We start from the raw sequence: 23881 nt of genomic DNA on the forward strand, positions 1-23881 counted from the left end.
CTGCCGCCTAACGCTGATTAGGCGGGTCCAGTAACCGCCTCCTTGGTGGTGCCCTAACCAGACTAAGTAACTGGCCTGCTCCTCGCAACGGCTAGGAAGCTGTGCCATCACTGCTTTCTGGGTTTGGGCCTTCATGCCTTTGGCAGTTTATGCGGACCCGTTAACCATCTGTTCGATTGGCTACAGAAGATCTGCCGGGCTGCTTACCCCCCAGCGGCCCTCTGTTCAGCACCTGGGTATAGATCATGGTGGTTTTAACATCACTGTGACCCAGGAGCCCCTGGATCGTTCGGATGTCCTGCCCCCGCTCCAGCAGATGGGTGGCGAATGAGTGGCGGAAGGTATGGCATGTGGCTGGCTTGGTCAGGCCAGCTGCCAGCACGGCGCGGCGCACCGCCCTCTGAATCAGGCTGGGGTCGAGATGGTGTCGGCCCTGTTGTCCGGAGGAGGCGTCGCGCCACCGCTGATGCTGGGGAAACACCCACTGCCAGCCCCACTCCACGCCAGCATTCGGATACTTTCTGCCAAGTGCATGGGGCAACATCACCCTGCCCCAGCCTTGGGCCAGATCCTGCCGATGGACCTGTCTCACCTCCTCAAGATGCCCTCTGAGCTGGGCTCCAAGCCGCTCTGGCAGCAGGGTGCGGCGATCCTTGCCACCTTTGCCATCACGCACCATCAGCTCGTGTCGGCTGAAGTCAAGATCGTGCACCCGCAGCCGCAGGGCTTCGATCAGCCGCACTCCGCTGCCGTACAGCAGGCCAGCCACCAGCGCTTCCACCCCATCCAGCTCCAGATCGCGATCCAGCAGTTCGCGGTAGAGGAACAGCAGCGCTGCCAGCGCCTGGTTCTGGGTGGAGGCGCTCACCTGCCGCTCCACGGCCAGATGGCTGAGAAAGGCATTCACCTCGGCACTGCCCATCTCCCGGGGATGGCGCACCTGCCGTTCTTTCCGGTAGCGCTGGATCAGCCCTGGCGGGCGTGGGGCGGGCTCCATGACGTTGGGTGCTGCTTCTGCTTCAGCATTCCCCAGCCGCAGGCCGCTTTCTACGCTGCCCATGGTTCTTGCCGGCTCACCCTTTGACCCCTTGCCTGCCCGACGGCCCCCAGGCCCGCCCGGAGGTGGAGAGCCTGCACGCTTACAGCGCACCGCTGGAAGGCCGCCGCGGCCTGCTGCGGCTCGACTTCAACGAGAACACTGTGGGGCCCAGCCCGAAGGTGGTGGAAGCGATCCGCGCCATTCCCGCCGACCACTACGCCATCTATCCCGAATACGACGGCCTGCGCGAAGTGGTGGTGGCCTCTCTCGGTGGGATGGGTCTGAACCCGGCCCACATCGGCCTGTTCAACGGCGTCGATGCTGCCCTGCATGCGCTGTTCCACGCCTACGGCGCCCCGGGCGATCGGTTGCTCACCACCAGCCCCACCTTCGGCTACTACAGCCCCTGCGCCCGCATGCAGGGCATGGCGATCGAGGCGATCCCTTATCGGGGGGGCGATTTCGCTTTCCCGCTGGAGCAGATCCGTGCGGCGCTGAACGATCCTGGAGGTGCCGGCGAACCCAGCGGAAACTGGCAGCCGCCGCGGATCCTGCTGCTCTGCAACCCCAACAACCCCACCGGCACCCGCCTGGCGCCGGAGCGGATCCTCGAGCTGGCGGCCGCTGCGCCGCGCACGTTGGTGGTGGTGGATGAGCTTTATGAGGCCTTCACCGGCGACAGCGTGCTGCCACCACTGCTGAACCTGGGGGCTGCTGATGCCTTTTCGGCCCATCCCAACCTGCTGGTGCTGCGCTCCCTGGCCAAGACCGCCGGTCTGGCGGGTCTGCGCATCGGCTTCGCGATCGGCGCGCCGGCCCTGGTGGACCGGATCAGCCGCGTCACCGGCCCCTACGACATCAACAGCTTTGCTGTAGTCGCCGCCCGCGCCGCCCTGGCCGATCAGGCCTATGTGGATGGCTATGTGGCCGAGGTGCTGAGCGCCCGCAGCTGGTTGCTGGAGCGGTTGCGGGCCGCTGGTGTGCGCCACCATGCCGCCGGAGGCAACTACCTGCTGATCTGGCCCTCCCGGCCGGAGGCGGCGGTGGAGGCGGAGCTGCGACAGGCGGGCATCCTGGTGCGCTCCATGGAGGGCAAGCCCCTGATCGATGGGTCTCTGCGGGTGAGCCTGGGCACCCGCGAGCAGATGGCGCGCTTTTGGGAGGCCTACCAGGCCATCGAAACGAGCCGGATCAGCGCATCACCTTGATCTGGGGCCCGTCACTCAGCGGCGCGCTGAAACTGACCGTGCGGCCCACCCGCTGCACCGGGGTACCGCTCATCGCTTCGAGGAAGGGCTCGACGCTGCCCTGGTCGCAGTCACTGGGGGCGCTGCCACTCACGTACTGCACCGGGATCACCCGCCGGGGCTCGAGCGCGCGCACCACGGCCGCCGCCTCAGCGCCGTCGTAGACCTTGGCGCCACCGCCCACACCGATGATCAGCACATCGGGCTTGCCGATCAGCACCCGGTCTTCCGGGCGCAGGGCCGAGGCCGTGCCGCCCAGATGGGCGATCTCCAGGCCGCCCTGCTTCCAGCGCCAGAGGGTGGCCTGGCCGAAGCGCCGGCCGCCGATGCGGTCGTGGGGGATGGCCGCTCCCTCCAGCTTCAGGCCCGCCACCCGGTAGGAGCCGGGGGTCACCAGCATCCGACCGGAGGCCACCGGAGCTCCCTCATCCAGGAGCCGGCTGCTGGCCAGGATCACATCGGCGCGCACCCGCGGCTCGGCCAGGCCCGCGGCGCAGCCCACGGCCTTGAAGGGGTTCACCAGCACGGTGGCACCACCGCCCTGGATCAGCAGAGCGCTGTGGCCGTAGCTGGTGACCGTGACGCCACCGGCGGCCAGCCCGGCTCCAGGCAGTCCCAGGCTGACGCCAGCCACCAGTCCCGCCACGCTCAGGGCCGTGGCCCGGCGATGAAGGGGCCTGCTGACAGTGCTGGAGGGGCTGTCGTGCGGTTGCCCTGATGCGGAGGCCATGCCTGCTGGTGCGCCCCGCAGGCGCCGATCGTGGCGCGAACCTAGCAGCGTTGCCCCGGGGGGGTTCAGGAGGGGGTTCCGGTGAGCGGTCTGGCGCCGCTGGCCCGGTGCTGGGCCGCCTGGCGCAGGAAGTTGGCCAGCAGTTGGTGGCCGTTCTGGGTGAGCACGCTTTCGGGGTGGAACTGGACGCCTTCGATCGGAAAGTGGCGGTGTCGCAGGCCCATGATCGTGCCGTCCTCCAGCCAGGCGCTGATCTCGAGCTCCTCCGGCAGGCTGAAGCGCTCGGCGATCAGGCTGTGGTAACGGGTGGCCGTGAGCGGGCTGGGCAGGCCGGCGAACACCCCCACTCCCCGATGCAGGACCGGGGATGTCTTGCCGTGCATCAGCTCAGCGGCTCGCACCACCCGGCCGCCGAATGCCTGGGCGAGGCACTGGTGACCCAGGCAGACCCCCAGGATCGGCACCGTCGGTCCCAGCTCCCGCATCACATCAAGGCAAACCCCAGCCTGGTCGGGGTCGCCAGGGCCCGGTGAGATCAGGATCGCTGCCGGCTGCAGGGCTCTGATCTGATCCACGTTCAGGGAGTCGTTGCGCTCCACACGCAGATCGGCGGCGATCCGATGCTCCGCCGCCAGCTCGCCGAGGTACTGCACCAGGTTGAAGGTGAAGCTGTCGTAGTTGTCGAGAACCAGGAGCATCAGGACAGGCGCCAGTCCTCCATTCAAACGCCCAGGCGCAGCAGCAGGGGCGGCAGCAGCAGCAACGCGGCGATCAGCAGCGAGGCCGCTGCGGCCACCAGCACGGCTGCAGCGGCACAGTCCTTGGCGATGCGGGCCAGGGGATGGAACCGGCGGCCGATGGCCAGATCCACCACCGACTCGATGGCCGTGTTGATCAGCTCCAGCACCAGCACCGCCGCCACGGTGAGCACCAGCAGCGCCAGATGCTCTGGGCTCAGCTGCAGCCACACCCCCAGGGCAAAGACGCAGCCGCCGGTGATCGCATGGATGCGGAAGTTGCGCTGGCTGGTGAAGCCATAGGCCAGGCCCTGGGCGGCGTAGCGGAAACTGAGAGGGAGATCACTGGCCACCCGCCACGCCCCGGTGCGTTGGCCTCTCGCCCGGCGGGAGGAGTCGTTGGCCATTGGATCCGCCAGCGCAAGAGGAACCGGCTCGAGAGGGACCGGATTGACCATGCTGACTCCTCCCGACGTTCTGCCGCTTCGCTCATCCAGGCTGAACGTTACCGCTGTCGTCCAGGGGGTTCGCTGCCGTCGCTACAGGCACAGCACACCAGCAGCTGGTCCTGGCGGCGCAGCATGGCCTCCAGTCGGGCGTCGTCGGGGTGGTCCCAGCCCAGCAGGTGGAGCAGACCGTGGCTGGCCAGCCAGCGCAGCTCCCGCGCCAGGCTCACGCCCGCCGCCTCGGCCTGGCGGGCCGCTGTCTCCAGGGAAATCACGATGTCGCCCAGCTCCAGGGGCTCCCCCTGTTCCGGTAACTCCTGATCTGATGCCAGCTCCGGCGGCTTCGGCATGGCCGGTGCTCCCTCCAGCCCTTCGTCCTGGGCGGCGAAGGCCAGCACATCGGTGGGGCCTTGCTGGCTCCTCCAGCTTTCGTTGAGCTCGGCCATCTCCCCGTCGCCCACCAGGCTCAGCCCCAGGCTGTAGGCGGGCGCCCGCAGGGCCTGGGGCAACTCGGGTTGCATCTGCTCCAGCCAGGCCGCCAGCAGATCGCGCCACGGTCCTTCTGCCGTGGCCGGGTCAGCCAGGGGGCCAGCCGCCTTCAGCAGCACGGGGCTCAGCTGCTCGTCGCAGCTGAAGGCCAGGTCGAGGCCAAGACGAATCGGCGTCACTGGGGCAGGCTGGGTCGGCCGAACCAGGCGAGCAGCAGCAGCACGGCGCTGAAGCCCACGGCGGTGAGGCCGAAATGCAGCAGGCTCTGGCGGCCCTTGAGCACCATGTTGCGCATGGCCAGCTTCACGAAGCTGGGCGGTGGGCTGGCCGGGGCCTCGGTGGCTGTGCTGGGCTCAGTTGGCGTGCTGGGCTCTGTTGGGCTGCTGCTGTCAGTCATTGGTGGATCGGCAGGGCTCAGGCGGCCACATCGGCGCCGATCTCCACACCCTGGCGCAGCAGGGCCTGGATGAAGGGATCGAGGTCGCCGTCCATCACCCCCTGCACGTCGGTGGTTTCCACGGCTGTGCGCAGATCCTTGACCATCTGATACGGGTGGAAGACGTAGTTGCGGATCTGGTTGCCCCAGGCCGCCTCGACGATGTCGCCGCGGATGTCGGCGATCTCCGAGGCCCGCTGCTCCTGGGCGATCACCAGCAGTTTGGCCATCAAGAGCGCCATCGCCTTCTCCTTGTTCTGCAGCTGGGAGCGCTCCTGGGTGCAGCGCACCGCCAGGCCGGTGGGCACGTGCAGGATGCGCACCGCGGTTTCCACCTTGTTCACGTTCTGACCGCCGGCACCGCCGGAGCGGGAGGTGGTGACCTCCAGGTCCTTGTCGGGGATGTCGAGCTTGACGTCTTCCTCCAGTTTGGGCATCACCTCCACGCCGGCGAAGCTGGTCTGGCGCTTGTCGTTGGCGTTGAACGGCGAGATCCGCACCAGCCGGTGGGTTCCCTTCTCATTGCGCAGGTAGCCGTAGGCGTAGCGGCCGTCGATCTCGATCGTGCAGCTCTTGATGCCCGCTTCCTCCCCTTCCGAGAGCTCATCGACGGACACCTTCATGCCGTGGTCCTCGGCCCAGCGGGTGTACATGCGCATCAGCATCAGGGCCCAGTCCTGGGCATCGGTGCCGCCGGCGCCGGCGTTGATCGAGATCACGGCACCTTCCTTGTCATAGGGGCCGCTCAGCAGCCGCTCCAGCTCCCAGCGATCCAGCGCCGCCTTGAGGCTCTGCAGGCCGCCATTGGCCTCGGAAAGCAGCTCCTCGTCGGGTTCGAGGTCGTAGAGCTCGAGGGTGGCGCGGGCATCGTCCACAGCGGTTCGCCACTGCTGCAGCTGCTCAAGCTGCGCCTTCACCTCATCGAGCTGACGCATCTGCTTCTGGGCCTGCTGCTGGTCGTCCCAGAAGTCGGGCTGGGAGGCCAGCTGCTCCAGGTCCTGCTGGCGGGCGTTCAGGGCCGGTACGTCAAAGACAGTCCTGGGCATGGCCCAGGCGGTCGGTGAGCTCGGAGAGGTCGCGTTTGAAATCGGTGAGTTCGAGCACCGGCTGCCGCCCAACGGTTTTCACGACCGTATCAGCGGGGATGGGTTCCCAGAGGGGCTTCTAGGATCCGACCACTGCCATCCACCTGGACGATTGTGGTGAACACACCAGCGAAAGTCGAGATCTACACCTGGCGGTTCTGCCCCTTCTGCATCCGGGCCAAGGCCCTGCTCGACCGCAAGGGTGTGGCTTACGAGGAGTACGCCATCGATGGTGATCAAGCGGCCCGGGGCGCCATGGCACAGCGGGCTGACGGCCGCTCCAGCCTGCCCCAGATTTTCATCAACGACCAGGGCATCGGCGGTTGCGATGAACTCCATTCCCTGGAGCGGGCCGGCCGGCTCGATCCTTTGCTGCAAGGGGCCTGAGGGTGCCGAGCCGCGCCGAGGCCGCCAGCCGTTCCCACCTCTTTCTCGTCGATCCGATCCAGCGTCTGCGTCCGGGGAAGGATTCGAGCGTGGCCCTGATGCAGGCGGCCCAGCGCGCCGGCCATCAGGTCTGGATCTGCAACCTGGCCGATCTGGCGGTCGAAGGGCAGCGAGCCGATGCCACTCAGCCGGGTCACCGCCCCACGGTGCTGGCCCAGCCCGCCCGCCTCGCCGAGATCCGCCCCACTCCGGCCGGTTGGGAGATTCCTGAGCCCTGGGTGGAGCTGGGGGAACCCCAGCGGAGGCCGCTCGACGCCTTCCCCTGGGTGTGGATGCGCAAGGATCCGCCTGTGGACGAGGCTTACCTCTATGCCACCCATCTCCTGGAGCTGGCGGAGCAGGCTGGAGTGCGAGTGCTCAACCGGCCGGCCTCCCTGCGGGCCTGGAACGAAAAGCTCGGCGCCATGCGTTTCAGCCATCTGATGGCGCCCACCCTGGTGAGCGGCAACATCGAGCAGCTCTCGGCCTTCGTCGCCGAGCACGGCGAGGTGGTGCTCAAACCCCTCGGCGGACGTGCCGGCCAGGGTGTGGTGCGCAGCGAAGCGCGGGCACCGGGGTTGCGGGCCCTTCTGGAGCTGGTCACCAACCAGGGCCAGCTGCCGGTGATGGCCCAGGCCTTCTTGCCCGAGGTGGTGGCGGGCGACAAGCGCATCCTGCTGGTGAACGGTGAACCGCTGGGAGCCGTGAACCGCCGCCCCTCGCCCGGAGAGTTCCGCAGCAATCTGGCGGTGGGAGGGGAGCCTGAGGCCACTGCCCTCACCGATGCCGAGCGCCGCATCTGCGCCGAGCTGGCCCCGGCCCTGCGCGCCGCTGGACTGTTCTTCGTGGGGATCGATGTGATCGGCGACCGCCTCAGTGAGATCAACGTCACCAGCCCCACGGGCGTGCGCGAGATCGAGCGACTGGGTGGAGTGCCCTTGGCGGATCTCACCATCGAGGCGCTGCTGGCCAGTTGAGGCCCGCTGGCGAGAATGATCCCAAGGGCAGCCGCTGACCCGGATCAGAGTCCGGCTCCACAGCGTTTGCAATAGCGGGCATCGCTGTCATGGCCGGTGCAACCGCAGCGCTGGCAGGCACGGCCCGACTGGCGCCGCTGGCGGTGGGCGTCCCGCAGGCCGACGCTGAGGATGCCGGTGGGCACGGCGATGATGCTGTAACCGAGCAGCATCACGGCGGAGGCCACGAAGCGCCCCAGCGGCGTCACCGGCGCCACATCGCCATAACCCACCGTGGTGATCGTGACCACGGCCCAGTAGATGCCCACGGGGATACTGACGAAGCCGCCGGCTTCACCCTCGATCAAAAACATCAGGGCTCCGATCACAATCACCAGGGTGATCATCGTGAGCAGGAACACCAGGATCTTGCGCCGGCTGGTCACCAGAGCCTGCCAGAGCAGTTCTGATTCCTTGAGGTATTCCCCCAGCTTGAGGATCCGGAAGATGCGCAGCAGTCTCAGGATGCGCACCACCAGGAACGATTGTGCGCCGGGCAGGATCAGTCCCAGGAACGTGGGCAGGATCGCCAGCAGGTCCACCACGCCATAGAAGCTGGTGATGTAGCGAATCGGCTGGACCACGCAGAGCAGCCGCAACACGTATTCCAGGGTGAACAGCAGGGTGAAGCCCCACTCGAGTACCTCGAAGGGGGCCAGATAGAGCACCCTCAGTCGCGGATCGCTCTCCAGCATCACGGAGAGAACACTGGCGACGATCGCCAGCAGCAGCACCACATCGAAGGCCTTGCCGGCAGGGGTGTCGGCCTCGAAAATGATGCGATACAAACGAACGCGGCCCAGGCGGCGGCGCAGCAGCAGTGCCAGCCCCACCAGGCAGGCCAGGATCAGCGCCATCACCACGGCTGGCGCCATCGGCGATCAGCGCAACGGCCAGGGGGCGCTGAGGTTGAGCTGCTGCTGCAGCACCCCCAGCTTCAGGGCCACTTCCTGGAGTTCCCGCTCCGGCTCGGAGCCGCGCACCAGTCCGGCGCCGGCGGTGAGTTCCAGCTGAGCGCCCTGCAGGCGGCCGCTGCGGATCGCCACCCGCAGCTCGGCATCGCCGGCGCTGTCGATCCAGCCGATTGGTGCGGCGTAGTGACCCCGCTCGAATGGTTCGAGGGTGCGCAACCAGGCCATCGCCTCTCGCCGCGGCAGTCCGGCCACCGCCGGGGTGGGATGCAGGGCCTCGGCCAGAGCCAGGGGCTGGTGCTCCGTCAGTTCGGCGGTGATGGGGGTGTGCAGATGCACCAGCTTGCCGTGGCGGGCCAGGCGGGGATGACGGGGCCGCCGGGGCGTCAGCCCTGCCTCCGAGAGCACCCGGGTGATCGCCTCCACCACCAGCTCATGCTCGTGGCGGTCCTTGGTCGACTGGGTGAGCTGCTCGGCCGGCGGTCCAAGGGGGGCGGTGCCAGCCAGGGCATCACAGCGCAGCTGCCCCTGGCGAACCGCCAGCAACCGCTCGGGGGAGGCGCCGATCAGGGCGTCGCCGGGACGCTGCTGCCAGAGGAAGCGGCAGCTGCCCGGCTGGTGGCGGCGCAGACGGGCCAGCAGCTCCAGGGGCTCGAGCGGTTGATCCAGCCCCACCTGCTGGCGCACCGCTACCACCAGCTTGCTCAGGGCACCCCCTTCCACCAGTCCCAGGGCCTGACGCACCGCCTCGCGGTAGTCGCTCTCCCAGCAGGAACGGCTGGTGATGGCCACCCCGGTGGTGCTTGGCAGCCCGCCTTCGCCCTCGGCCGGCAGGCGACTCAGGAGCTGGGCCCGCTCCCAGAGCTCCTCGGCCACGCCCCGGGGGGTGACCTCACCGCCGAGGCAGCGCTGCAGCCTCAGCCAGCAGTGGCGTCCCTGGCGGCTCAGCTGCCAGCGGGGCAGCACGGCTTGCACGCCGGGAACGGCTCCGCTGCTTTCCTGCAGGGGACTGTCGAAAAAAGAAAAGGCCAGCAGCACCCGCGGCCTGGCCAGGGGCGGAACGTTCTGGGGCTGTTGCCCCAGGCGGCTGAGGCTCATGGCGCTGAAGCGCTGGGCCAGCTCGAAGCGCCTCGGTCCGCTCAGTTCCAGGCGGTGGGTGGTGCCGCTGGCCGCCAGGCAGAGCCCAGGTGCGCCGTCCCAGAGAAAGCGGAAGCGTCCCCCGTCGTCGAGGTGGGGGAGGAGCGCCAGGGGATCCCGGCAGGGCATGGGCAGCGCCAGGCTGAGCACGCCCTCCTCCTCCAGCTGCCGTGCCCCCTGGGCGGCGGCGGCGAGCAGTTCGGTGAAGGAGGGAACGACCTGCACCAGGACGATGGCGGCGGTGGCCAGGGAAGCTGCTCAAATGTATGGGCCCTTCCCGGTCCGCCGTCCCTGCTGCCCATGTCCGACCCCCAGGTCGTCGCAAGCCGTTACGCCGATGGGGATGCCAGCGGTGGCCGCTCGCCCGCCGATCGCTCCCACGATCCGGCCCGCCGCCGCCTCTGGAAGGCGGCGATCAAATGGCCGATGTATTCCGTGGCGGTGATGCCGGTGCTCCTGGCCGCGGGCTGGTGGGCCGGCCAGGGCCAGGCGCCGCGCCTGGATCAGTTGCTGGCCTTCCTGGTGGCGGCGGTGCTGCTGCTGGGCTGGGAAAACCTGGCCAACGATGTCTTCGATGCCGACACCGGCGTGGACCGGCTGGGCAAGCCCCATTCCCTGGTGAATCTCACCGGCCGCCGCGAGCGGGTGGCCCAGCTCGCCAACGGCTGCCTGCTGCTCGGCCTGGCGCTGTTCGCCCTGGTGGCGGCCCGCAGCACCCCCTTGGTGCTGGCGCTGGTTCTGGGCTGCTGCGCCCTCGGCTACGCCTATCAGGGGCCTCCCCTGCGGCTGGGCTACCGCGGCCTGGGTGAACCGCTGTGCTGGCTGGCCTTTGGCCCGCTGGCCACCGCCGCCGCCCTGCTGGCGCTGGCGCCCACGGCTTCTGCAGGTATCCCCTGGAGGGCCGCCCTGCTGCTGGGCAGCGGACCGGCCCTGGCCACCACCCTGGTGCTGTTCTGCTCCCATTTCCACCAGGTGGAGCAGGACGCCAGCCACGGCAAGCTCTCGCCCGTGGTGAAGCTGGGCACCGCCGCCGCCGCCGCCCTGGTGCCCTGGTTCATCGCCCTGGCCCTGGCCCTGCAGTGGGCGCCGGTGTTGCTGGGCCGCTGGCCGCTCACGGCCCTGCTGGGGATGGTGGGCCTGCCTTCCGCCAGGTCCCTGATCCAGTTGCTGCGGGAGCACCACGACGCACCGGAGCGGATCGCCGGCAGCAAGTTCCTGGCCCTGCGCTTTCAGGCCTTCAACGGCCTGGGCTTGGCGCTGGGCCTGGCGATCGGCCCCTGGCTGCCGCTGCGGTGAAGCTTCGTCTTCACTGGCGGCGCTTCGATCTGGCCCTGCCCACGCCCCTGGTCACTGCCCGGGGCAGGCTGAGGAGCAAGCGCGGCTGGTTGTTGCGGCTCGAGACGCTGGCCGGGGGGGACGGCGAGTCGGCGCCGGTCCTCGATCAGGGCTGGGGGGAGGCGGCACCGATGGCGCAGGGCGCCCAGCAAGGCGCTGATGAGCCTGAGCTGGTCAGCATCGCCAGGGCCATCGAGGCCCTTGGCTCCACGGTCGATCACCAGGAGCTGGAGGGTCGTCTGCCTGCCCTGCCGGCGGCCCTGGCCTTCGCCCTCGGAGCAGCCCTGGGCGAGATCCAGGGGTTGGTGGGGGCCGCCTCCGGGGGGTGGCTGCCGCCGCCGGCTCCTGCATGGCTGCTGCCGGCAGGTCCGCTGCTGTTGCCGGCCCTGGAGCGGATCCTGGACACCCAACAGAGCAGCAAGCCGGCTCAGCCGCACGGTGACGGTCTTCCCCTCACGTTGAAGTGGAAGGTGGCGGCCACCGATGACCTCCAGGAGCGCCAGCTGCTGGAGCAGCTGCTGGAGCGCTTGCCGAACGGGGCCAGGCTCCGCCTCGATGCCAATGGGGGCTGGGGGCGCACCATGGCTGCGGCCTGGGCGGCAAGGCTGGCGGCGGATCCCCGCCTGGAGTGGCTGGAGCAACCACTGGCTCCCACCGATCATGCCGGTCTGGTCGCCCTGGCCGCAGGTCCCCCGGCTCTGCCGGTGGCCCTGGATGAGTCGCTGGCGCAGGATCCAGGCCTGCGCAACAGCTGGGGCGGATGGCAGGTGCGACGGCCTTCCCAGGAGGGAGACCCCAGGCCCCTTCTGGCACAACTGCAGGCAGGCGTGCCCCAGCTGATGCTCAGCACCGCCTTCGAGACCGGTATCGGCCGCCGTTGGCTGCACCACCTGGCCGCTCTTCAGGCGGGGGGACCCACCCCCGCGGCGCCCGGGCTGGCCCCGGGCTGGGGCGCCAGCGGTGATCTCGCCAGTACCGATCCCGAGCGGGTCTGGGCCGCATCCGCCGGGCGCTGGGTGGAGTCGCCAGAGTTGGCGTGATCGACACCGCCACCGCGATGAGCCTCAGCAAGCAAGACACCCTGGCGGCCTCGGCCCCCTGGGTGGCCGTGGTCCTCAACCTGGTGCCGGGCCTGGGCACCGGCTACATCTATCAACGGCGCTGGCGGGCCTACTGGATCACCTCGGCAGTGAGCACCGGCTGGTTCGCGTTGGGACTGGTGCTGGGCCAGGGGGGCGGGGCCGATCTGGGCGCCAAGGCTGACCCGCGTCAGCAGTTGGTGGGTCTGCTCGGCCTGCTGTTGCTGGCCGGTGTCACGGCTGTGGAGGCGGGGATCGCCGCCCGCCGCGCCCGGCAGGCCTAGGCCCTGGATCGTCGCTGATGGGTTCTCCTCTGCTGCTCACCAGCGCCGCGCCGGCCGAGGCCCTGGTGGCGCGCCTGGAGCAGGCCTGGCGTGAGGAGCGCCTGGTGGGCCTCTGTGCCGAGCAGGAGCAGGAGCTGCTCGGCGCAGCCTTGGCTGGATCGGCCCTGAGCGGGGCCGGTGTGGTGGTGGGCAGTGGTGGCAGCGCCGGCCGCCGCCGCTGGTGTCTGCAGCCGCTGGCCCACCTGGAGGCCTCAGCTGGCGCCACTGGGCAGTGGTTGCAGTCGATCGGGCTGGATCCTTCAGCGACGCTGCAGCTCAACCCCCTGCCGCTCCATCACGTCAGCGGTCTGATGCCCCTGGTGAGGAGCCGGGTCTGGGGAACACCCTGGCGCTGGTTGCCCCCGGAGCTGATGCGCCGGCCCCGGGAGCTGGCGGCGGCGTTTCCCCTCCCAGCCGGCCGCGGGGCGCTGCTCTCCCTGGTGCCCACCCAGCTGGAGCGGCTGCTGGCCGCAGCGGAGGGCTGCGCCTGGCTGCGGAGCTGCGCCGTGGTCTGGGTCGGAGGTGCGGCGCTCTCTGCTGAGTTGGCTGCCCGGGCCCGCGCGGCTGAGATCCGGCTTTCGCCCTGTTACGGCGCCAGCGAAACGGCCGCGATGGTGGCAGCCCTGCCCCCGGAGCGCTTCCTGGAGGGGGAAGATGGCTGTGGTCAGCCCTTGGCCGATGTGCAGCTGCGGCTCGACCCCGATGGCGCTCTGCTGGTGCGCACCGGACGCCTCAGTCCCGGCTGTCTGGAGGCCGGGCAGCTGCAGCGGCTGGAGCGGCAGGGGGCCTGGTGGCGCAGTGGTGATGGGGCCCGCGTCGGCCCCGCCGGCCTCCAGATCCTGGGACGCTTGGATGGGGCGATCAGCAGCGGCGGCGAAACCGTTTTCCCTGAGCAGGTGGAGGCCCGGCTGCTGGGCTGGGCCCGGGCGGAGGGGCTACCCCTGGCCCAGGTGCTGCTGCTGCCCAGCCCCGATCCCCTCTGGGGCCAGCGCCTGGTGGCCCTGGTGCGTCACGGCGGTGCCCCAGGGCCGCCAGGGCCTGAGGCGGACACCGCCACCACGGCGGCCCTGATCACCGATTGCCAGCGGCTGGCTCAACGGCTTCCCCCCGCCCAGCGCCCCCAACACTGGCTGGCCTGCCCTGATCTGGCCCCCAACGGCCTTGGCAAGTGGGAGCGGAGGCGCTGGAGCGGCTGGCTGCTCCAGACCTGTGACGGAGGAGCCCGCGAGGATGACGCTGCCGCTGAAGTCCGCTAAAGCTGGTCAGTCGCGCCCTCTGGATGACCTCATCCGCTGATCCGGAACTCTCCAACAAGAAGCTGGCCGCGGGGCTGCTGGGAATCTTTCTGGGTGCCTTCGGGATCCACAAGTTCGTGCTCGGCTACACCACTTCGGGCGTGATCATGCTGGTGGTGTCCGTTGCTGGAGGTGTGGTCACCTGTGGCATTGCCAGCTTCGTGATGGGGGTGATTGGCCTGATCGAGGGAATCATCTATCTCACGAAGACCCCCGAAGAGTTCAAGGCCACCTACATCGACGCCAAGAAGGAGTGGTTCTGATGGCTGGCCGCGGCACCACTCCCCTGAAAGCCGGGACCCTCAATCTGCGCGCACCCGGGCTCTCCGGACGTCTCGGTCTGACCCTGCTGATCGCTCTGGCGGCTTCGGTGAGCTTCTCCCTGGCGGGGGTGGCGGTGGAGGATGGCTTTCATCCGCTCAGCCTTGTGGCCAGCCTGCTGCCACTGCAACTCGCCGCTTTGCTCTGGGCGATCCCCCGCTAACCCTGGGTTGACGGAGGAGAAGGTTCCCCGTTGGCGGATGCCACCAGCCAGCCCTCGATCGCGGAGGGCAGATTGCAGCGAAGGCGGCTGAGGGGGTCGATGGCCACATGCCGGGTTAGCCCCCGGGCCACAGGGCGGCTGGCCCCATCCAGGCAAGCGAAGCTGTAACTCACCTCGAAACTTCCGGACGTGAGCCGTCGTGGTGCGAGGGCGATCGCCAGCGGATCGCCGCAAACCAGGGGTGCCAGAAAGTCGGCACGGCAATGCACGATCGGAAGCGCCACCTTCGCTTGGCTGGGGTCGCCCTTGTCACGGGTCTCAGGGGGCCAGCTGGGGGTGGTCCAGCTGGGGGTGGGAAAGATCGCAGCAGCCGAGATTCCGAAGGCTTCGAGGCTCTCCTCATAGGCCTCATGGCACCAGCGCAACAGTTGGTGGAAATGCATCACGCCGGCGGCATCGGTATCACCGAAGCGCACGCTGCGGTGGAGCAGCAACCAACGGGAGGGATCGATTGGGGCTGGCCCGCTGCCGATGAGGTTGTTGGTCATGGTGTTGCCGCTCGATTCAAGTCTTGGCTTGTCTTGAACTTGGGTCTACCGTTATGCCCTGCTCACACAGATGATCCCACGTATCCGCCGCGCCTGGTGACCAGGCTGATGATGACAGAAAATGTCGTTTTCTTGCCTTGCTGGTCAAGGCGGTTTTTGAGAGCAATGCTTTGAACAGACGGTAAGCGGCGGCGGGGGCAGCAAGGAGTTTCAGATGCGCAACTCGTGCTTTCCCGGGCAGAGGTCGCTAGTCCAGTCCTGCTTTTTGGATGTTCACAGATGACACGTTCGATTGTTGATCCAGCTGGCACTCTGTCGGCGGTTCAGACCGAGTCCCAGTCCAGGGAAGCCAGTCACTCCCTGGGGTACAGAAGTACCCGTCTGATGGCGGGTGGCTTCAACCAGGCCCAGATGGCCATGGCGGAGGCCTACATCAATGGTCTGGAAATCCCCGACTCGCTCTTCCGAGGGATGATCCACACCTCCATGCCCGTCCTGTTTCGCCACTTCCCTGGCCTCTTGGCTCCGTATGATTGGGTGCTGGAGGAATCTGATCGGATTGCGGAATCATCCAGGGAACTGATGGAGATTCAGTATGATCGTCCCCAGGAGATGTTGAATCGAATGCTGGGCGACTGGGAGCCCATCTATCCAAAGTACAGCACTGGATACTGGGAGCACGGTGCCAAAAATCTGGAGGAATCTCAACGGCACATGATTGATCAGATGATTGAACGCCTGGGCATAGTGGATGGAGATAATCTCCTCGATTTTGGCTGTGGGTGGGGCTGCGTTCCCAATTACATCCTTTCAAAGTTTCCGAACCTGCGCTGCACGGGAGTCAACCTGAGCCAGCAACAGTGTGCATACATGCGTGGGAAGATGAAGGATCCGAGCAGTCAATTGAGCTCGGGAAGATTCACCCTGATTGAGGGTGACCTCAATGAAGTGGAATTACCCGAAAAGTTTACCAAGATCATCTCCGTGGGCGTCTTTTGCCATGTCGGCAATCTGACTCGGGCTTTCCGAAAGCTGGCCAGCCTGCTTGTGCCCGGCGGGAAGGCATTGATTCATATCATCACGGTTCGGATTCCCAATAATATGTCGTCGGGCTTCACCCACAAGTATATTTTCCCCCATGGGCGCTACTGGAATCATGACGCTATTCCCAGCCATGATCGCGACCTGAAAACCATTCAGAAATGGTACATGAATGGAGCCAACTACCACCAGACACTCACTGCCTGGCTGAATCGATTTGACGCCTCCCAGGATGTTGTCAGCCAATTGGACTATGGCATGGACTATGCAAGATTTCGGCGGATATGGCGCTTTTATCTCCTCTTGCTCGGGACAATCTTCAGTAGCTGTGATGGTGAATTCAATGGCAACGGCCAGTATCTGTTGACCCATGCCTGAACCCTGCTGGGGTCGGTTTCAGGTGTCTGGAAAGGCAGCGATGCCGGCTCCATAGGTGAGGCCCATCCGTCCAGCCCAGTAGAGCAAAAGCAGCAGTGTCGCCAGTCCCAGGTGGCTGTCCTTCAATCCCTGGGGCACCAGCCGCCGGGTCCAGAGGGCCTGCGCCGACCACGCCAGCAGGGCGGCAGCGGCGATCGGCCCGAAGGCGTGCAGGTCCACCGACTCCGCGAACCGACCATGCAGGGCAGCGGCCGTGGCCCTGGTCAGGAAGCAGGTGGGACACGGCAGACCCGTGAGGGCCCGCAGGGGACAACTCAGTCCAGGCAGGGCCGGATGCCAGCCCTTCAGCCAGAGGTAGCCGGTGAGCAGCGCAGGCCCAGCGATGCCGCAGCGGTGCAGCTGATTGAGCCAGCGGCGGCGCCGCCTTTGCCCCCACCCACGGCTGGAGGGTGCGCTCAGCGGTCCACCGAGCCCATGATCACGTCGATCGAGCCCAGGATCGCCATGATGTCGGCCACCTTGGCCCCGGTGAGGATGTGGGGCAGGATCTGCAGATTGTTGAAATCGGCAGCCCGAATCTTCCAGCGCCAGGGTGTGACATCATCATTGCCCATGATGAATACACCCAGTTCTCCCTTGCCCGATTCCACCCGGGCGTACAGCTCACCGCCAGGGATCTTGAAGGTGGGTGCCACCTTCTTGGCCACGTACTGGTAGTCGAAGTCATACCAGGAGCTCTTCTTACCCTCGTTCATTCTCTGGGCCTCCAGGTTTTCGGTGGGGCCTCCGGGAATGGCTGTGCAGGCCTGGCGCAGGATCTTCAGCGACTGGCGCATCTCCTCGATCCGCACCCGATAGCGGGCGTAGCAGTCGCCCTCCTTCTCCCAGGCCACGTCCCACTCGAAATCGTCGTAGCACTCGTACTTGTCAACCTTGCGTAAATCCCAGGGCACGCCTGAGGCGCGCAGCATCGGACCCGAAAGACTCCAGTTGATCGCCATCTCGCGACTGATCACCCCCAGGCCCTCGATGCGGCGCTTGAAGATCGGATTGTTGGTGATCAGCTTCTCGTATTCATCGATCTTCGGGCCGAAGTAATCGCAGAAGTCGAGGCATTTCTCCAGCCAGCCGTAGGGGAGGTCGGCGGCGACACCGCCAATGCGGAAATAGTTGTTGTTGATCAGCCGCTGGCCGGTGGCTGCTTCCCAGAGGTCGTAGATCATCTCCCGCTCGCGGAAGATGTAGAAAAATGGGGTCTGGGCGCCCACATCAGCAAGGAATGGGCCAAGCCAGAGCAGATGGTTGGCGATGCGGTTCAGCTCCAGCATCAGCACGCGGATGTAGCTGGCGCGTTTCGGCACCTGGATGCTGGCCAGCTTCTCGGGAGCGTTGACCGTGATCGCCTCGTTGAACATGCCGGCCGCGTAGTCCCAGCGGCTCACGTAGGGGACGAACATCACGTTCGTACGGTTCTCGGCGATCTTCTCCATGCCGCGGTGCAGGTAGCCGATCACCGGCTCGCAATCCACCACGTCCTCCCCGTCGAGAGTCACCACGAGCCGCAACACCCCGTGCATGGAGGGGTGGTGCGGCCCGAAGTTGACCACCATCGGCTCCGTACGCGTTTCCAGTTGCGTCATGGGCCCGTGGACTCGAAGGCGAACGTGCGGATCTTAGGAAGGAACCATGCCGAAGACGTTCGATCACCTGCCGGTTCTGGCCGCTGCCGTGGTAGCCGGCTTTACCGACCTCCCGGGCGAGGGCACGTTGCTGGATGTCACCGTGGGCGGCGGTGGTCACAGCGCCCTGTTGCTGGCGGCTCATCCGGGCTTGCGCCTGATCGGCCTGGATCAAGATCCAGCGGCCCTGGCGGCGGCCGCTGAGCGCTTGGAACCCTTTGCTGATCGGGTCACCCTGGTGCCCAGCAACTTCGCGAACTATGCCCCCAGCGAGCCCCTGGTGGGGGTGCTGGCCGATCTCGGGGTGAGCAGCCCCCAGCTGGACCGGCCCGAGCGGGGGTTCAGCTTCCGCCTCGATGGTCCCCTCGACATGCGCATGAACAGCGCTGAGGGTGAGACGGCCGCTGAGCTGATGGACCGGGTGGAGGAGAAGGACCTGGCCGATCTCATCTATGCCTATGGCGAGGAGAGGCTGTCGCGGCGGATCGCCCGCCGTATCGTCGAAGCCCGTCCCTGGCACGGCTCGAGTCGTGGCACGGCCGCCCTGGCCTACCTCGTGGCCGGCTGCTATCCCCCCAAGGCCCGCCATGGCCGCATCCATGCCGCCACCCGCACCTTCCAGGCCCTGCGCATCGCTGTGAACGACGAACTCGGGGCTCTCGAGCGCCTGCTTCACAACGCCCCCGACTGGCTGATGCCGGGAGGCCTCTTCGGCGTGATCAGCTTCCACTCACTTGAAGACCGGCGGGTGAAGGCGGCGTTCCTCGCCGATGACCGCCTCGAGCGGCTGACCCGCAAGCCCGTGGTGGCCGATGAGCAGGAGGCGGAGCGCAATCCCCGCAGCCGTTCAGCGAAATTCAGGCTGGCCCGGAGGCGTTCAGCGAACTTCTCGCTGGGGAAGCGCTGATGGATCGCAGTGACCTGTTCTGGTGGATCGCGTTCAGCATCCAGCTGATGGCCATCCCCGGCACGCTGCTGCCCATCCTGCCCGGGCTGATCTTCCTGCCCCTGGGGGCGGCGGTCTGGGTCTGGGCCGAGGGCTGGGCCGGCACCTGGCCGGAGTTCCTTCTGGCTGCTCTGATCCTCCTGCTGGGCTGGGGAGCGGATCTGCTCGGCGTGACCCTCGGGGCGGCCAGGCTTCAGGCCACCCGCTGGGCCTATGTGGGGGCCGGTCTGGGCTTGCTGGTGGGTCTGCTGGGGCTGTTACCGGCGCTGCCGGTGGGGGGACCACTGCTGGGAGCCCTGCTCGGCCCTTTGCTGGGGGCCTCGCTGGGGGAACTGCTCACAGCCCCCACCTCGCTCGGCCCCCTGGGCCTGCTGCGGCTGCGCCGTTCCCTGCTGGTGGGGCTGGCCGTGGTCACCGGGATGCTCGTGAGCCGGGTGGCCCAGTTCCTGCTGGCCCTGGCCGGCGTGGCGGGGTTCGTGCTGCTCAGCAGGCTGCTGCTGCCGGGTTGACTCCGTGCGACCGCAGCAGGCTCGCGCCCGGGGCTCCCGGCAGCCCGTTGGTGGCCCTGGCAAGGAAGGCTTTCCGGTCAGCGCCGCAGCTTTTGCAGCGCTCCTGCCACTGCCTCAACGGCCTGGTCGATCTCCGAAGTGGTGGTGGAGCGTCCGAGCCCGAACCGGATCGAGGCCGCCGCTTCGGCTGGGGTCAGCCCCAGGGCCGCCAGCACGTGTGAGGGGCTGCCGCTGCTGCAGGCCGAGCCTCCGCTCACCGCCAGCTGCCTCCGCAGGGCCCGGTGCAGCTGGGTGCCATCCACCCCCTCCAGATGAACGTTGAGGTTGTGGGCGAGACGGTGCTCGAGGCTGCCGTTCACCCGCACCCCTCCCAGCTCCAGCAGACCCGCCAGCAGGCGATCCCGCAGCCCGCCCAGGCGTTGTTGCCGCTCCTTCCAGTCGTGGCTGGCCAGCTCCGCCGCTCGCTGCAGCCCCACGATCAGGGGAACCGGCAGCGTCCCACCCCGCAGGCCCCCTTCCTGGCCACCGCCGTGCTGCTGGGGGGCCAGAATCATCCCCTCAGCGAGCACCAGGGCACCGATGCCCTTGGGGCCGTAGATCTTGTGCCCGCTGAGGCTGAACAGGTCGAGGCCCAGCTCGCCTGGACTGAAGGGGCGGTTCCCGAAGATCTGGGCTCCATCGCTGTGCAGGGCGATGCCCCGTTCGCGGCAGAGCGTCCCGATCGCGGCGAGGGGCTGCAGCACCCCGATCTCGTTGTTGGCGGCCATCACGCTCACCAGCAGCGTGTCGTCGCGCAGGGCCTCGCTGAATCGGTTCAGGTCCACCAGGCCATCACGCTGAACCGGCAGCACGGTGAGCGAGTAGCCGTGGCCTGCCAGGTAGCGCAGGGGCTCAAGCACCGCCCGGTGCTCCGTGGCCAGGGTGATCAGGTGACGGCCCCGCTGGCGGCGGGCTTCCACCAGCCCCTTGATCGCCAGGTTGTTGGCCTCCGTGGCGCCACTGGTGAACACCACCTGCTCCGGGGCCACGCCCAGCGGCCGGGCCAGGCTGCTGCGGGCCAGATCCACCGCCGCTGCCGCCTCCAGGCCCAAGCGATGGGAGCGGCTGGAGGGGTTGGCAAACAGCTCGCTCCAGTAGGGCGCCATCGCCGCCACAACGTCTGGATCACAGGGGGTGGTGGCCTGGTGGTCCAGATAGGGGATGGTCATCCCGGCTTCCCATCCCCACGAAACCGATCCATGCTGACAACTCCCGGCCTGTCGATCCTGCCCATGGCTTCCCCCCCGCGATGTCGGCGATGGTGCCCGCTGGCTCTGGCGGGTGCCCTGATCTCCCTCGCCTGGAGCCCTGCCGCCCTGGCCCAGAGCGTGTTCGTGCGCCCGGATCAGAATCGCCCCGCCGGGATGGCCCTGTTGCTGGAGCGGGACATCGCCGATGGCAAGCAGGCCCTGGGGGTGTTCGGCATCACCGCCGATCCCGTCCAGCCGCAGGTCTGGCGGATCAAGGTGTGGGAGGAGCTGCCCAACGACGTCAAGGTGCGCTCCGAGACGGTCCAGTGCTCACCCTCGGCGCCGCTGAGGGTCACCAACGATGGCCGCAGCCTGATCCTGCGGGAACTCAATCCCGGTGGGGTGGTCACGAATGCCAACAGGGTCGACCATCTGGTCTGGTGGGCCACCTGTTTCCCCGAGCAGGCCGGCAAGGACCCCAACAGCCTGCGCAGCCTGGCCCGTGAGCTGGGCTACAGCGGCAACCGGGTGGAGCGGGAGCAGGTGGTGCCCGCCGCCAACCTCTGAGCGCTGCGCAGGCCTGGATAGATTCCTGCCAACGCCAGCCGGTTCATGAGCCAGAACGAGTCCGCCAGCAGGCCGGAAGAGGAGACCAGCGCCGAGGAGCCGATCAGCCCACCGGCCCCGGCCCGTCTGCTCCTGGTCGATGACGAGCCCGGTCTGCGCACGGCCGTGCAGGCCTATCTGGAGGATGAAGGCTTCGATGTCACCACCGCCAACGACGGCGAGGAGGGTTGGACCGCGGCCCAGGAGCTGATCCCCGACCTGGTGATCAGCGATGTGATGATGCCGCGTCTGGATGGCTATGGCCTGCTCAAGCGCCTGAGGGGCGACGAGCGGCTGGGGGGTACTCCGGTGATCTTCCTCACCGCCAAGGGGATGACGGCCGACAGGATCGAGGGCTTCCAGGCCGGGGTCGACGACTACATCCCCAAGCCCTTCGATCCCGATGAGCTGGTGGCGCGGGTGCGCAACGTGGTGCGCCGGCAGGAGCGGCTGCTGGCCGAGGCGGCCCGCTACGCCGATGCCGACATCGGCCAGATGGCGCGGCAGATCACCGAGATCCGCTCCCTGCTGCAGCAGACGGGATCCCACAAGAGCGCCACCCCGGCCACCCATTCCTTCACTCCCCGGGAGGCGAGCGTGCTCCAGTTGGTGGCCGAAGGACTCATGAACAAGGAGATCGCCCGCCGCCTTGAGACCTCGATCCGCAATGTCGAGAAGTACGTGAGCCGCCTGTTCACCAAGACCGGCACCACCAGTCGCACCGAACTGGTGCGCTACGCCCTCGAGAACGGCCTGGTTGACTGAGCCGCAGCCGCCGGGCTGGTTGCCGGCCCAGTTCAACCAGGGCTGGACCTACAGCGACCGGGTGAGCCAGGCCCAGGCCCAGGTTCCGGTTCTGATCAGCGTGTTTCTGGCTGAGCGCTACCGCCATTCCGCGGCCCCCCTCTGGAGGCAGCGCCTTCAGGAGGGCGAAATTCTGCTGAATGGCCGCCGGCTCGATGGCGATGGGCCACTCCACGCCGGCGACCGGCTCCAGTGGCAGCGTCCCCCCTGGCGGGAGGAGGCGGTGCCGGCGCGCTGGCGGGTGATCCACGACGACGGGGATCTCTATGTGATCGACAAACCCAGCGGCCTGCCCGTTCTTCCGGCCGGGGGCTTTCTGGAGCACACCCTGCTGCGTCTGCTGGAGCGCTCCTGCGCGGCTCAGGCGCTGCCGAGGCCTGTGCACCGGCTCGGGCGCCACACGTCTGGGCTGCTGGTCTGTGCCCGCCGGCCCCAGAGCCGAGCCTGGCTGAGCGCCAGGCTTCGAGAGAGCACCGCCCAGCTCCTCAACCAGCCCGGGTCCGAGGCCCGCTCTGCCGCCACCAGGGCTGGCGCCTGCCGCAAGGTGTACCGGGCCCTGACCGTGCCGGCCCCGCTGCAGCTGGCCCCGGGGGAGAGCCTGGCGATCACCACCCCGATCGGCCGGCGACCCCATGCCGGGCTTGGTCAGATCTGGGCTGCTGACGGCCCCGATGACCCTGGAGCCTTGCCCGCCTGGAGCGAGATGCGTCTGCTGGAGCGCCGCCCTCAGGGACACCTGGTGGAGGTGAGCATCCACACGGGCCGGCCTCACCAGATCCGCATCCATCTGGCCAGCGCGGGGGTTCCCCTGCTGGGCGACCCCCTCTATCGACCGGGCGGGGAGCCCCGGCCCGGCGCCCTGCCGGGTGATGGAGGCTACCTGCTGCATGCCCACCGCCTGCGCCTGCCGCTTCCGGCCGGGGGCTGGCTCGATCTGGAGGCCCCGGTGCCCCCGGAGCTCAGCTGATCACCCTTCAGCGGGGGTGTTGGCGCATCAGTCGCTGCACCTCACCGGCGTGGTAGCTGCTGCGGGTGAGGGGGCTGCTCACCACCTGCAGGAAGCCCAGCTCCCCTTCACCGGTGGCCCTGAAGCCGTCGAACTGCCCGGGGGTCACGAAGCGCTGCACCGCCAGGTGCTTCGGCCCTGGCGAGAGGTATTGGCCGATGGTCACAATGTCGACCTGGTGGGCCCGCAGGTCCCCCAGCACCGCCACCACCTCAGCGTCGGTTTCCCCCAGCCCCACCATGAGCCCTGATTTGGTGTAGGTGCGGGGCCAGCCCTGGCGAACCCGCTGCAGCAACTCCAGCGAGCGGCCGTAAATCCCTTGGGGACGCACCTGCCGGTAGAGCCGCGGCACGGTCTCGATGTTGTGGTTCAACACCTCGGGAGCTCCTTCCATCACGGCGGCCAGGGCCTGCCAGTTGCCGCAGAAATCGGGGATCAGCAACTCGATGGTGGTGCCGGGTGAGCGGCGGCGCACCTCGGCGATGCAGGCCACGAACTGGCTGGCGCCTCCGTCGTCGAGGTCGTCACGGTTCACCGAGGTGATCACCACATGGGAGAGACCCATGCGGGCCACCGCTTCTCCCAGCCGCTCCGGTTCGCTGGGATCGAGGGCCCTCACGCTCTTGTCGAAGTCGATGTCGCAGTAGGGGCAGGCTCGGGTGCAGCCGGGTCCCATGATCAGAAAGGTGGCCGTGCCGCCGGCGAAGCACTCACCGATGTTCGGGCAGCTGGCCTCCTGGCAGACGGTGTTGAGCTTCAGGTCCACCAGCAGGTCGGCCACCGCACCGATCCGCTCCCGCTGGGGGGCCTTGACACGCAACCAGTCGGGCTTGAGCAGGGCGTCGGGGGCCATCACTGCCGGAATCCTGAGGCAAGAAGTCTAGAAACCCCGCCTGGGGGCGATCCCGTAAACTGCCTTC

Annotated in this window: 29 protein-coding genes; 15 read left to right on the forward strand and 14 right to left on the reverse strand. The window is 67.9% G+C overall.

Annotated elements, in window-relative coordinates; translation table 11 throughout:
• Positions 1-160 precede the first annotated feature (160 nt).
• Positions 161-997 (reverse strand): integron integrase, encoded by an 837-nt coding sequence (locus tag WH5701_RS14630; protein ID WP_006173282.1) that lies wholly within the window; start codon positions 995-997, stop codon positions 161-163.
• 83 nt (positions 998-1080) lie between these two features.
• Here WH5701_RS14630 and WH5701_RS14635 point away from each other — a divergent pair, with 83 nt between their 5' ends.
• Positions 1081-2247 (forward strand): histidinol-phosphate transaminase, encoded by a 1167-nt coding sequence (locus WH5701_RS14635; protein WP_006173283.1) that lies wholly within the window; start codon positions 1081-1083, stop codon positions 2245-2247.
• Here the strand turns inward: WH5701_RS14635 and WH5701_RS14640 are convergent.
• The 6 genes from WH5701_RS14640 to prfB all read right to left on the reverse strand — a co-directional run bounded on the left by WH5701_RS14640 (position 2231) and on the right by prfB (position 6228).
• Complete coding sequence (locus tag WH5701_RS14640) at positions 2231-3016, reverse strand: MBL fold metallo-hydrolase (RefSeq protein ID WP_006173284.1); 786 nt, start codon at positions 3014-3016, stop codon at positions 2231-2233. The genes WH5701_RS14635 and WH5701_RS14640 overlap by 17 nt on opposite strands.
• Before the next feature lie 65 nt (positions 3017-3081).
• Positions 3082-3714 (reverse strand): aminodeoxychorismate/anthranilate synthase component II, encoded by a 633-nt coding sequence (locus WH5701_RS14645; protein ID WP_037981169.1) that lies wholly within the window; start codon positions 3712-3714, stop codon positions 3082-3084.
• A 23-nt stretch (positions 3715-3737) separates the two neighbouring features.
• The gene (locus WH5701_RS14650; RefSeq protein ID WP_232201995.1) at positions 3738-4160 is read right to left on the reverse strand and encodes a diacylglycerol kinase family protein; all 423 of its coding nucleotides are present in this window, start codon (positions 4158-4160) and stop codon (positions 3738-3740) included.
• Positions 4161-4258: 98 nt separating this feature from the next.
• Positions 4259-4807 carry an rRNA maturation RNase YbeY gene (gene ybeY, locus WH5701_RS14655; protein ID WP_369791643.1) on the reverse strand — a complete coding sequence of 183 codons (549 nt, stop codon included), beginning with the start codon at positions 4805-4807 and terminating at the stop codon, positions 4259-4261.
• Between the two features lie 56 nt (positions 4808-4863).
• A complete protein-coding gene (locus WH5701_RS14660; protein ID WP_006173288.1) occupies positions 4864-5085 on the reverse strand; it encodes a DUF3285 domain-containing protein in 222 nt (73 codons plus the stop codon).
• A 17-nt stretch (positions 5086-5102) separates the two neighbouring features.
• Positions 5103-6228, reverse strand: a protein-coding gene (prfB, locus tag WH5701_RS14665) for a peptide chain release factor 2 (protein ID WP_156776820.1) whose coding sequence is annotated in 2 segments (ribosomal slippage) — positions 5103-6152 and positions 6154-6228 — 1125 coding nt in all. Because the reading frame shifts where the segments join, the coding sequence is not laid out codon by codon here.
• A 98-nt stretch (positions 6229-6326) separates the two neighbouring features.
• Here prfB and grxC point away from each other — a divergent pair.
• Entirely contained in the window at positions 6327-6596 is a 270-nt protein-coding gene (gene grxC / locus WH5701_RS14670; protein ID WP_006173291.1) for a glutaredoxin 3, read from the forward strand.
• 2 nt (positions 6597-6598) lie between these two features.
• The gene (gshB, locus tag WH5701_RS14675) at positions 6599-7612 is read left to right on the forward strand and encodes a glutathione synthase (protein ID WP_006173292.1); all 1014 of its coding nucleotides are present in this window, start codon (positions 6599-6601) and stop codon (positions 7610-7612) included.
• A gap of 44 nt (positions 7613-7656) precedes the next feature.
• Here the strand turns inward: gshB and WH5701_RS14680 are convergent, their stop codons facing one another.
• Together WH5701_RS14680 and WH5701_RS14685 are read right to left on the reverse strand one after the other, a co-directional pair.
• Positions 7657-8526: an ion transporter gene (locus WH5701_RS14680; RefSeq protein WP_006173293.1), complete on the reverse strand. Its 870-nt coding sequence runs from the start codon at positions 8524-8526 to the stop codon at positions 7657-7659.
• Between the two features lie 6 nt (positions 8527-8532).
• Positions 8533-9924 carry an isochorismate synthase MenF gene (locus tag WH5701_RS14685; RefSeq protein ID WP_006173294.1) on the reverse strand — a complete coding sequence of 464 codons (1392 nt, stop codon included), beginning with the start codon at positions 9922-9924 and terminating at the stop codon, positions 8533-8535.
• Between the two features lie 75 nt (positions 9925-9999).
• On the opposite strand from WH5701_RS14685, the gene menA reads away from it, so the two are divergent.
• Genes menA through WH5701_RS14715 form a run of 6 tightly spaced genes read left to right on the forward strand, consistent with a single transcriptional unit; the run spans position 10000 to position 14215 of the window.
• Positions 10000-10995 carry a 2-carboxy-1,4-naphthoquinone phytyltransferase gene (menA, locus tag WH5701_RS14690; RefSeq protein WP_006173295.1) on the forward strand — a complete coding sequence of 332 codons (996 nt, stop codon included), beginning with the start codon at positions 10000-10002 and terminating at the stop codon, positions 10993-10995.
• The gene (locus WH5701_RS14695; protein ID WP_006173296.1) at positions 10992-12074 is read left to right on the forward strand and encodes an enolase C-terminal domain-like protein; all 1083 of its coding nucleotides are present in this window, start codon (positions 10992-10994) and stop codon (positions 12072-12074) included. The genes menA and WH5701_RS14695 overlap by 4 nt, the downstream gene beginning before the upstream one ends.
• Before the next feature lie 17 nt (positions 12075-12091).
• Positions 12092-12397 (forward strand): hypothetical protein, encoded by a 306-nt coding sequence (locus WH5701_RS14700; protein WP_037981667.1) that lies wholly within the window; start codon positions 12092-12094, stop codon positions 12395-12397.
• Positions 12398-12414: 17 nt separating this feature from the next.
• Positions 12415-13692, forward strand: a complete 1278-nt coding sequence (locus tag WH5701_RS14705; RefSeq protein WP_006173298.1) for an AMP-binding protein — start codon at positions 12415-12417, stop codon at positions 13690-13692.
• A 23-nt stretch (positions 13693-13715) separates the two neighbouring features.
• On the forward strand, positions 13716-13994 hold the full coding sequence (locus WH5701_RS14710; RefSeq protein WP_006173299.1) for a TM2 domain-containing protein: 279 nt from the start codon (positions 13716-13718) through the stop codon (positions 13992-13994).
• Positions 13994-14215: a hypothetical protein gene (locus WH5701_RS14715; RefSeq protein WP_006173300.1), complete on the forward strand. Its 222-nt coding sequence runs from the start codon at positions 13994-13996 to the stop codon at positions 14213-14215. Before WH5701_RS14710 ends, WH5701_RS14715 begins: the two co-directional genes overlap by 1 nt.
• Here the strand turns inward: WH5701_RS14715 and WH5701_RS14720 are convergent.
• Positions 14212-14727: an acyl-CoA thioesterase gene (locus tag WH5701_RS14720; RefSeq protein ID WP_037981672.1), complete on the reverse strand. Its 516-nt coding sequence runs from the start codon at positions 14725-14727 to the stop codon at positions 14212-14214. The two genes, WH5701_RS14715 and WH5701_RS14720, sit on opposite strands and share 4 nt — an antisense overlap.
• A gap of 315 nt (positions 14728-15042) precedes the next feature.
• On the opposite strand from WH5701_RS14720, the gene WH5701_RS14725 reads away from it, so the two are divergent.
• Complete coding sequence (locus tag WH5701_RS14725; RefSeq protein WP_006173302.1) at positions 15043-16182, forward strand: cyclopropane-fatty-acyl-phospholipid synthase family protein; 1140 nt, start codon at positions 15043-15045, stop codon at positions 16180-16182.
• Between the two features lie 18 nt (positions 16183-16200).
• Here the strand turns inward: WH5701_RS14725 and WH5701_RS14730 are convergent, their stop codons facing one another.
• Both WH5701_RS14730 and WH5701_RS14735 read right to left on the reverse strand, forming a co-directional pair.
• Positions 16201-16641, reverse strand: coding sequence for a DUF2752 domain-containing protein (locus tag WH5701_RS14730; RefSeq protein ID WP_369791644.1), 441 nt, complete (start codon positions 16639-16641; stop codon positions 16201-16203).
• Positions 16638-17822: an NAD(P)H-quinone oxidoreductase subunit H gene (locus tag WH5701_RS14735; RefSeq protein WP_006173304.1), complete on the reverse strand. Its 1185-nt coding sequence runs from the start codon at positions 17820-17822 to the stop codon at positions 16638-16640. Before WH5701_RS14735 ends, WH5701_RS14730 begins: the two co-directional genes overlap by 4 nt.
• A 46-nt stretch (positions 17823-17868) precedes the next feature.
• On the opposite strand from WH5701_RS14735, the gene rsmH reads away from it, so the two are divergent.
• Entirely contained in the window at positions 17869-18768 is a 900-nt protein-coding gene (rsmH, locus tag WH5701_RS14740) for a 16S rRNA (cytosine(1402)-N(4))-methyltransferase RsmH (RefSeq protein ID WP_006173305.1), read from the forward strand.
• On the forward strand, positions 18768-19316 hold the full coding sequence (locus WH5701_RS14745; protein ID WP_006173306.1) for a DUF456 family protein: 549 nt from the start codon (positions 18768-18770) through the stop codon (positions 19314-19316). The genes rsmH and WH5701_RS14745 overlap by 1 nt, the downstream gene beginning before the upstream one ends.
• Before the next feature lie 77 nt (positions 19317-19393).
• Here the strand turns inward: WH5701_RS14745 and WH5701_RS14750 are convergent, their stop codons facing one another.
• Positions 19394-20524, reverse strand: coding sequence for a cysteine desulfurase family protein (locus tag WH5701_RS14750; RefSeq protein WP_006173307.1), 1131 nt, complete (start codon positions 20522-20524; stop codon positions 19394-19396).
• A 63-nt stretch (positions 20525-20587) separates the two neighbouring features.
• Here WH5701_RS14750 and WH5701_RS14755 point away from each other — a divergent pair, with 63 nt between their 5' ends.
• Genes WH5701_RS14755 through WH5701_RS14765 form a run of 3 tightly spaced genes read left to right on the forward strand, consistent with a single transcriptional unit; the run spans position 20588 to position 22922 of the window.
• The gene (locus WH5701_RS14755) at positions 20588-21112 is read left to right on the forward strand and encodes a hypothetical protein (protein WP_037981674.1); all 525 of its coding nucleotides are present in this window, start codon (positions 20588-20590) and stop codon (positions 21110-21112) included.
• 45 nt (positions 21113-21157) lie between these two features.
• Positions 21158-21916: a response regulator transcription factor gene (locus WH5701_RS14760; protein WP_006173311.1), complete on the forward strand. Its 759-nt coding sequence runs from the start codon at positions 21158-21160 to the stop codon at positions 21914-21916.
• Complete coding sequence (locus tag WH5701_RS14765) at positions 21909-22922, forward strand: RluA family pseudouridine synthase (RefSeq protein ID WP_037981177.1); 1014 nt, start codon at positions 21909-21911, stop codon at positions 22920-22922. The genes WH5701_RS14760 and WH5701_RS14765 overlap by 8 nt, the downstream gene beginning before the upstream one ends.
• 7 nt (positions 22923-22929) lie before the next feature.
• Here the strand turns inward: WH5701_RS14765 and lipA are convergent, their stop codons facing one another.
• Positions 22930-23799, reverse strand: a complete 870-nt coding sequence (lipA, locus tag WH5701_RS14770; protein WP_037981680.1) for a lipoyl synthase — start codon at positions 23797-23799, stop codon at positions 22930-22932.
• Between the last annotated feature and the right edge of the window lie 82 nt (positions 23800-23881).

The organism is Synechococcus sp. WH 5701, from assembly GCF_000153045.1.
Classification (GTDB): domain Bacteria; phylum Cyanobacteriota; class Cyanobacteriia; order PCC-6307; family Cyanobiaceae; genus Regnicoccus_A; species Regnicoccus_A antarcticus.

Coding starts and splice junctions, on each gene's coding strand:
- WH5701_RS14645 (WP_037981169.1), bottom strand. CDS start 3,714: ATGCTCCTGGTTCTCGACAACTACGACAGCTTCACCTTCAACCTGGTG.
- WH5701_RS14750 (WP_006173307.1), bottom strand. CDS start 20,524: ATGACCATCCCCTATCTGGACCACCAGGCCACCACCCCCTGTGATCCA.
- WH5701_RS14640 (WP_006173284.1), bottom strand. CDS start 3,016: ATGGCCTCCGCATCAGGGCAACCGCACGACAGCCCCTCCAGCACTGTC.
- WH5701_RS14700 (WP_037981667.1), top strand. CDS start 12,092: ATGAGCCTCAGCAAGCAAGACACCCTGGCGGCCTCGGCCCCCTGGGTG.
- WH5701_RS14745 (WP_006173306.1), top strand. CDS start 18,768: ATGGATCGCAGTGACCTGTTCTGGTGGATCGCGTTCAGCATCCAGCTG.
- WH5701_RS14710 (WP_006173299.1), top strand. CDS start 13,716: ATGACCTCATCCGCTGATCCGGAACTCTCCAACAAGAAGCTGGCCGCG.
- WH5701_RS14650 (WP_232201995.1), bottom strand. CDS start 4,160: ATGGCCAACGACTCCTCCCGCCGGGCGAGAGGCCAACGCACCGGGGCG.
- WH5701_RS14755 (WP_037981674.1), top strand. CDS start 20,588: ATGGCTTCCCCCCCGCGATGTCGGCGATGGTGCCCGCTGGCTCTGGCG.
- WH5701_RS14715 (WP_006173300.1), top strand. CDS start 13,994: ATGGCTGGCCGCGGCACCACTCCCCTGAAAGCCGGGACCCTCAATCTG.
- WH5701_RS14705 (WP_006173298.1), top strand. CDS start 12,415: ATGGGTTCTCCTCTGCTGCTCACCAGCGCCGCGCCGGCCGAGGCCCTG.
- WH5701_RS14735 (WP_006173304.1), bottom strand. CDS start 17,822: ATGACGCAACTGGAAACGCGTACGGAGCCGATGGTGGTCAACTTCGGG.
- rsmH (WP_006173305.1), top strand. CDS start 17,869: ATGCCGAAGACGTTCGATCACCTGCCGGTTCTGGCCGCTGCCGTGGTA.
- WH5701_RS14760 (WP_006173311.1), top strand. CDS start 21,158: ATGAGCCAGAACGAGTCCGCCAGCAGGCCGGAAGAGGAGACCAGCGCC.
- WH5701_RS14630 (WP_006173282.1), bottom strand. CDS start 997: ATGGAGCCCGCCCCACGCCCGCCAGGGCTGATCCAGCGCTACCGGAAA.
- menA (WP_006173295.1), top strand. CDS start 10,000: ATGTCCGACCCCCAGGTCGTCGCAAGCCGTTACGCCGATGGGGATGCC.
- WH5701_RS14725 (WP_006173302.1), top strand. CDS start 15,043: ATGACACGTTCGATTGTTGATCCAGCTGGCACTCTGTCGGCGGTTCAG.
- WH5701_RS14660 (WP_006173288.1), bottom strand. CDS start 5,085: ATGACTGACAGCAGCAGCCCAACAGAGCCCAGCACGCCAACTGAGCCC.
- WH5701_RS14680 (WP_006173293.1), bottom strand. CDS start 8,526: ATGGCGCCAGCCGTGGTGATGGCGCTGATCCTGGCCTGCCTGGTGGGG.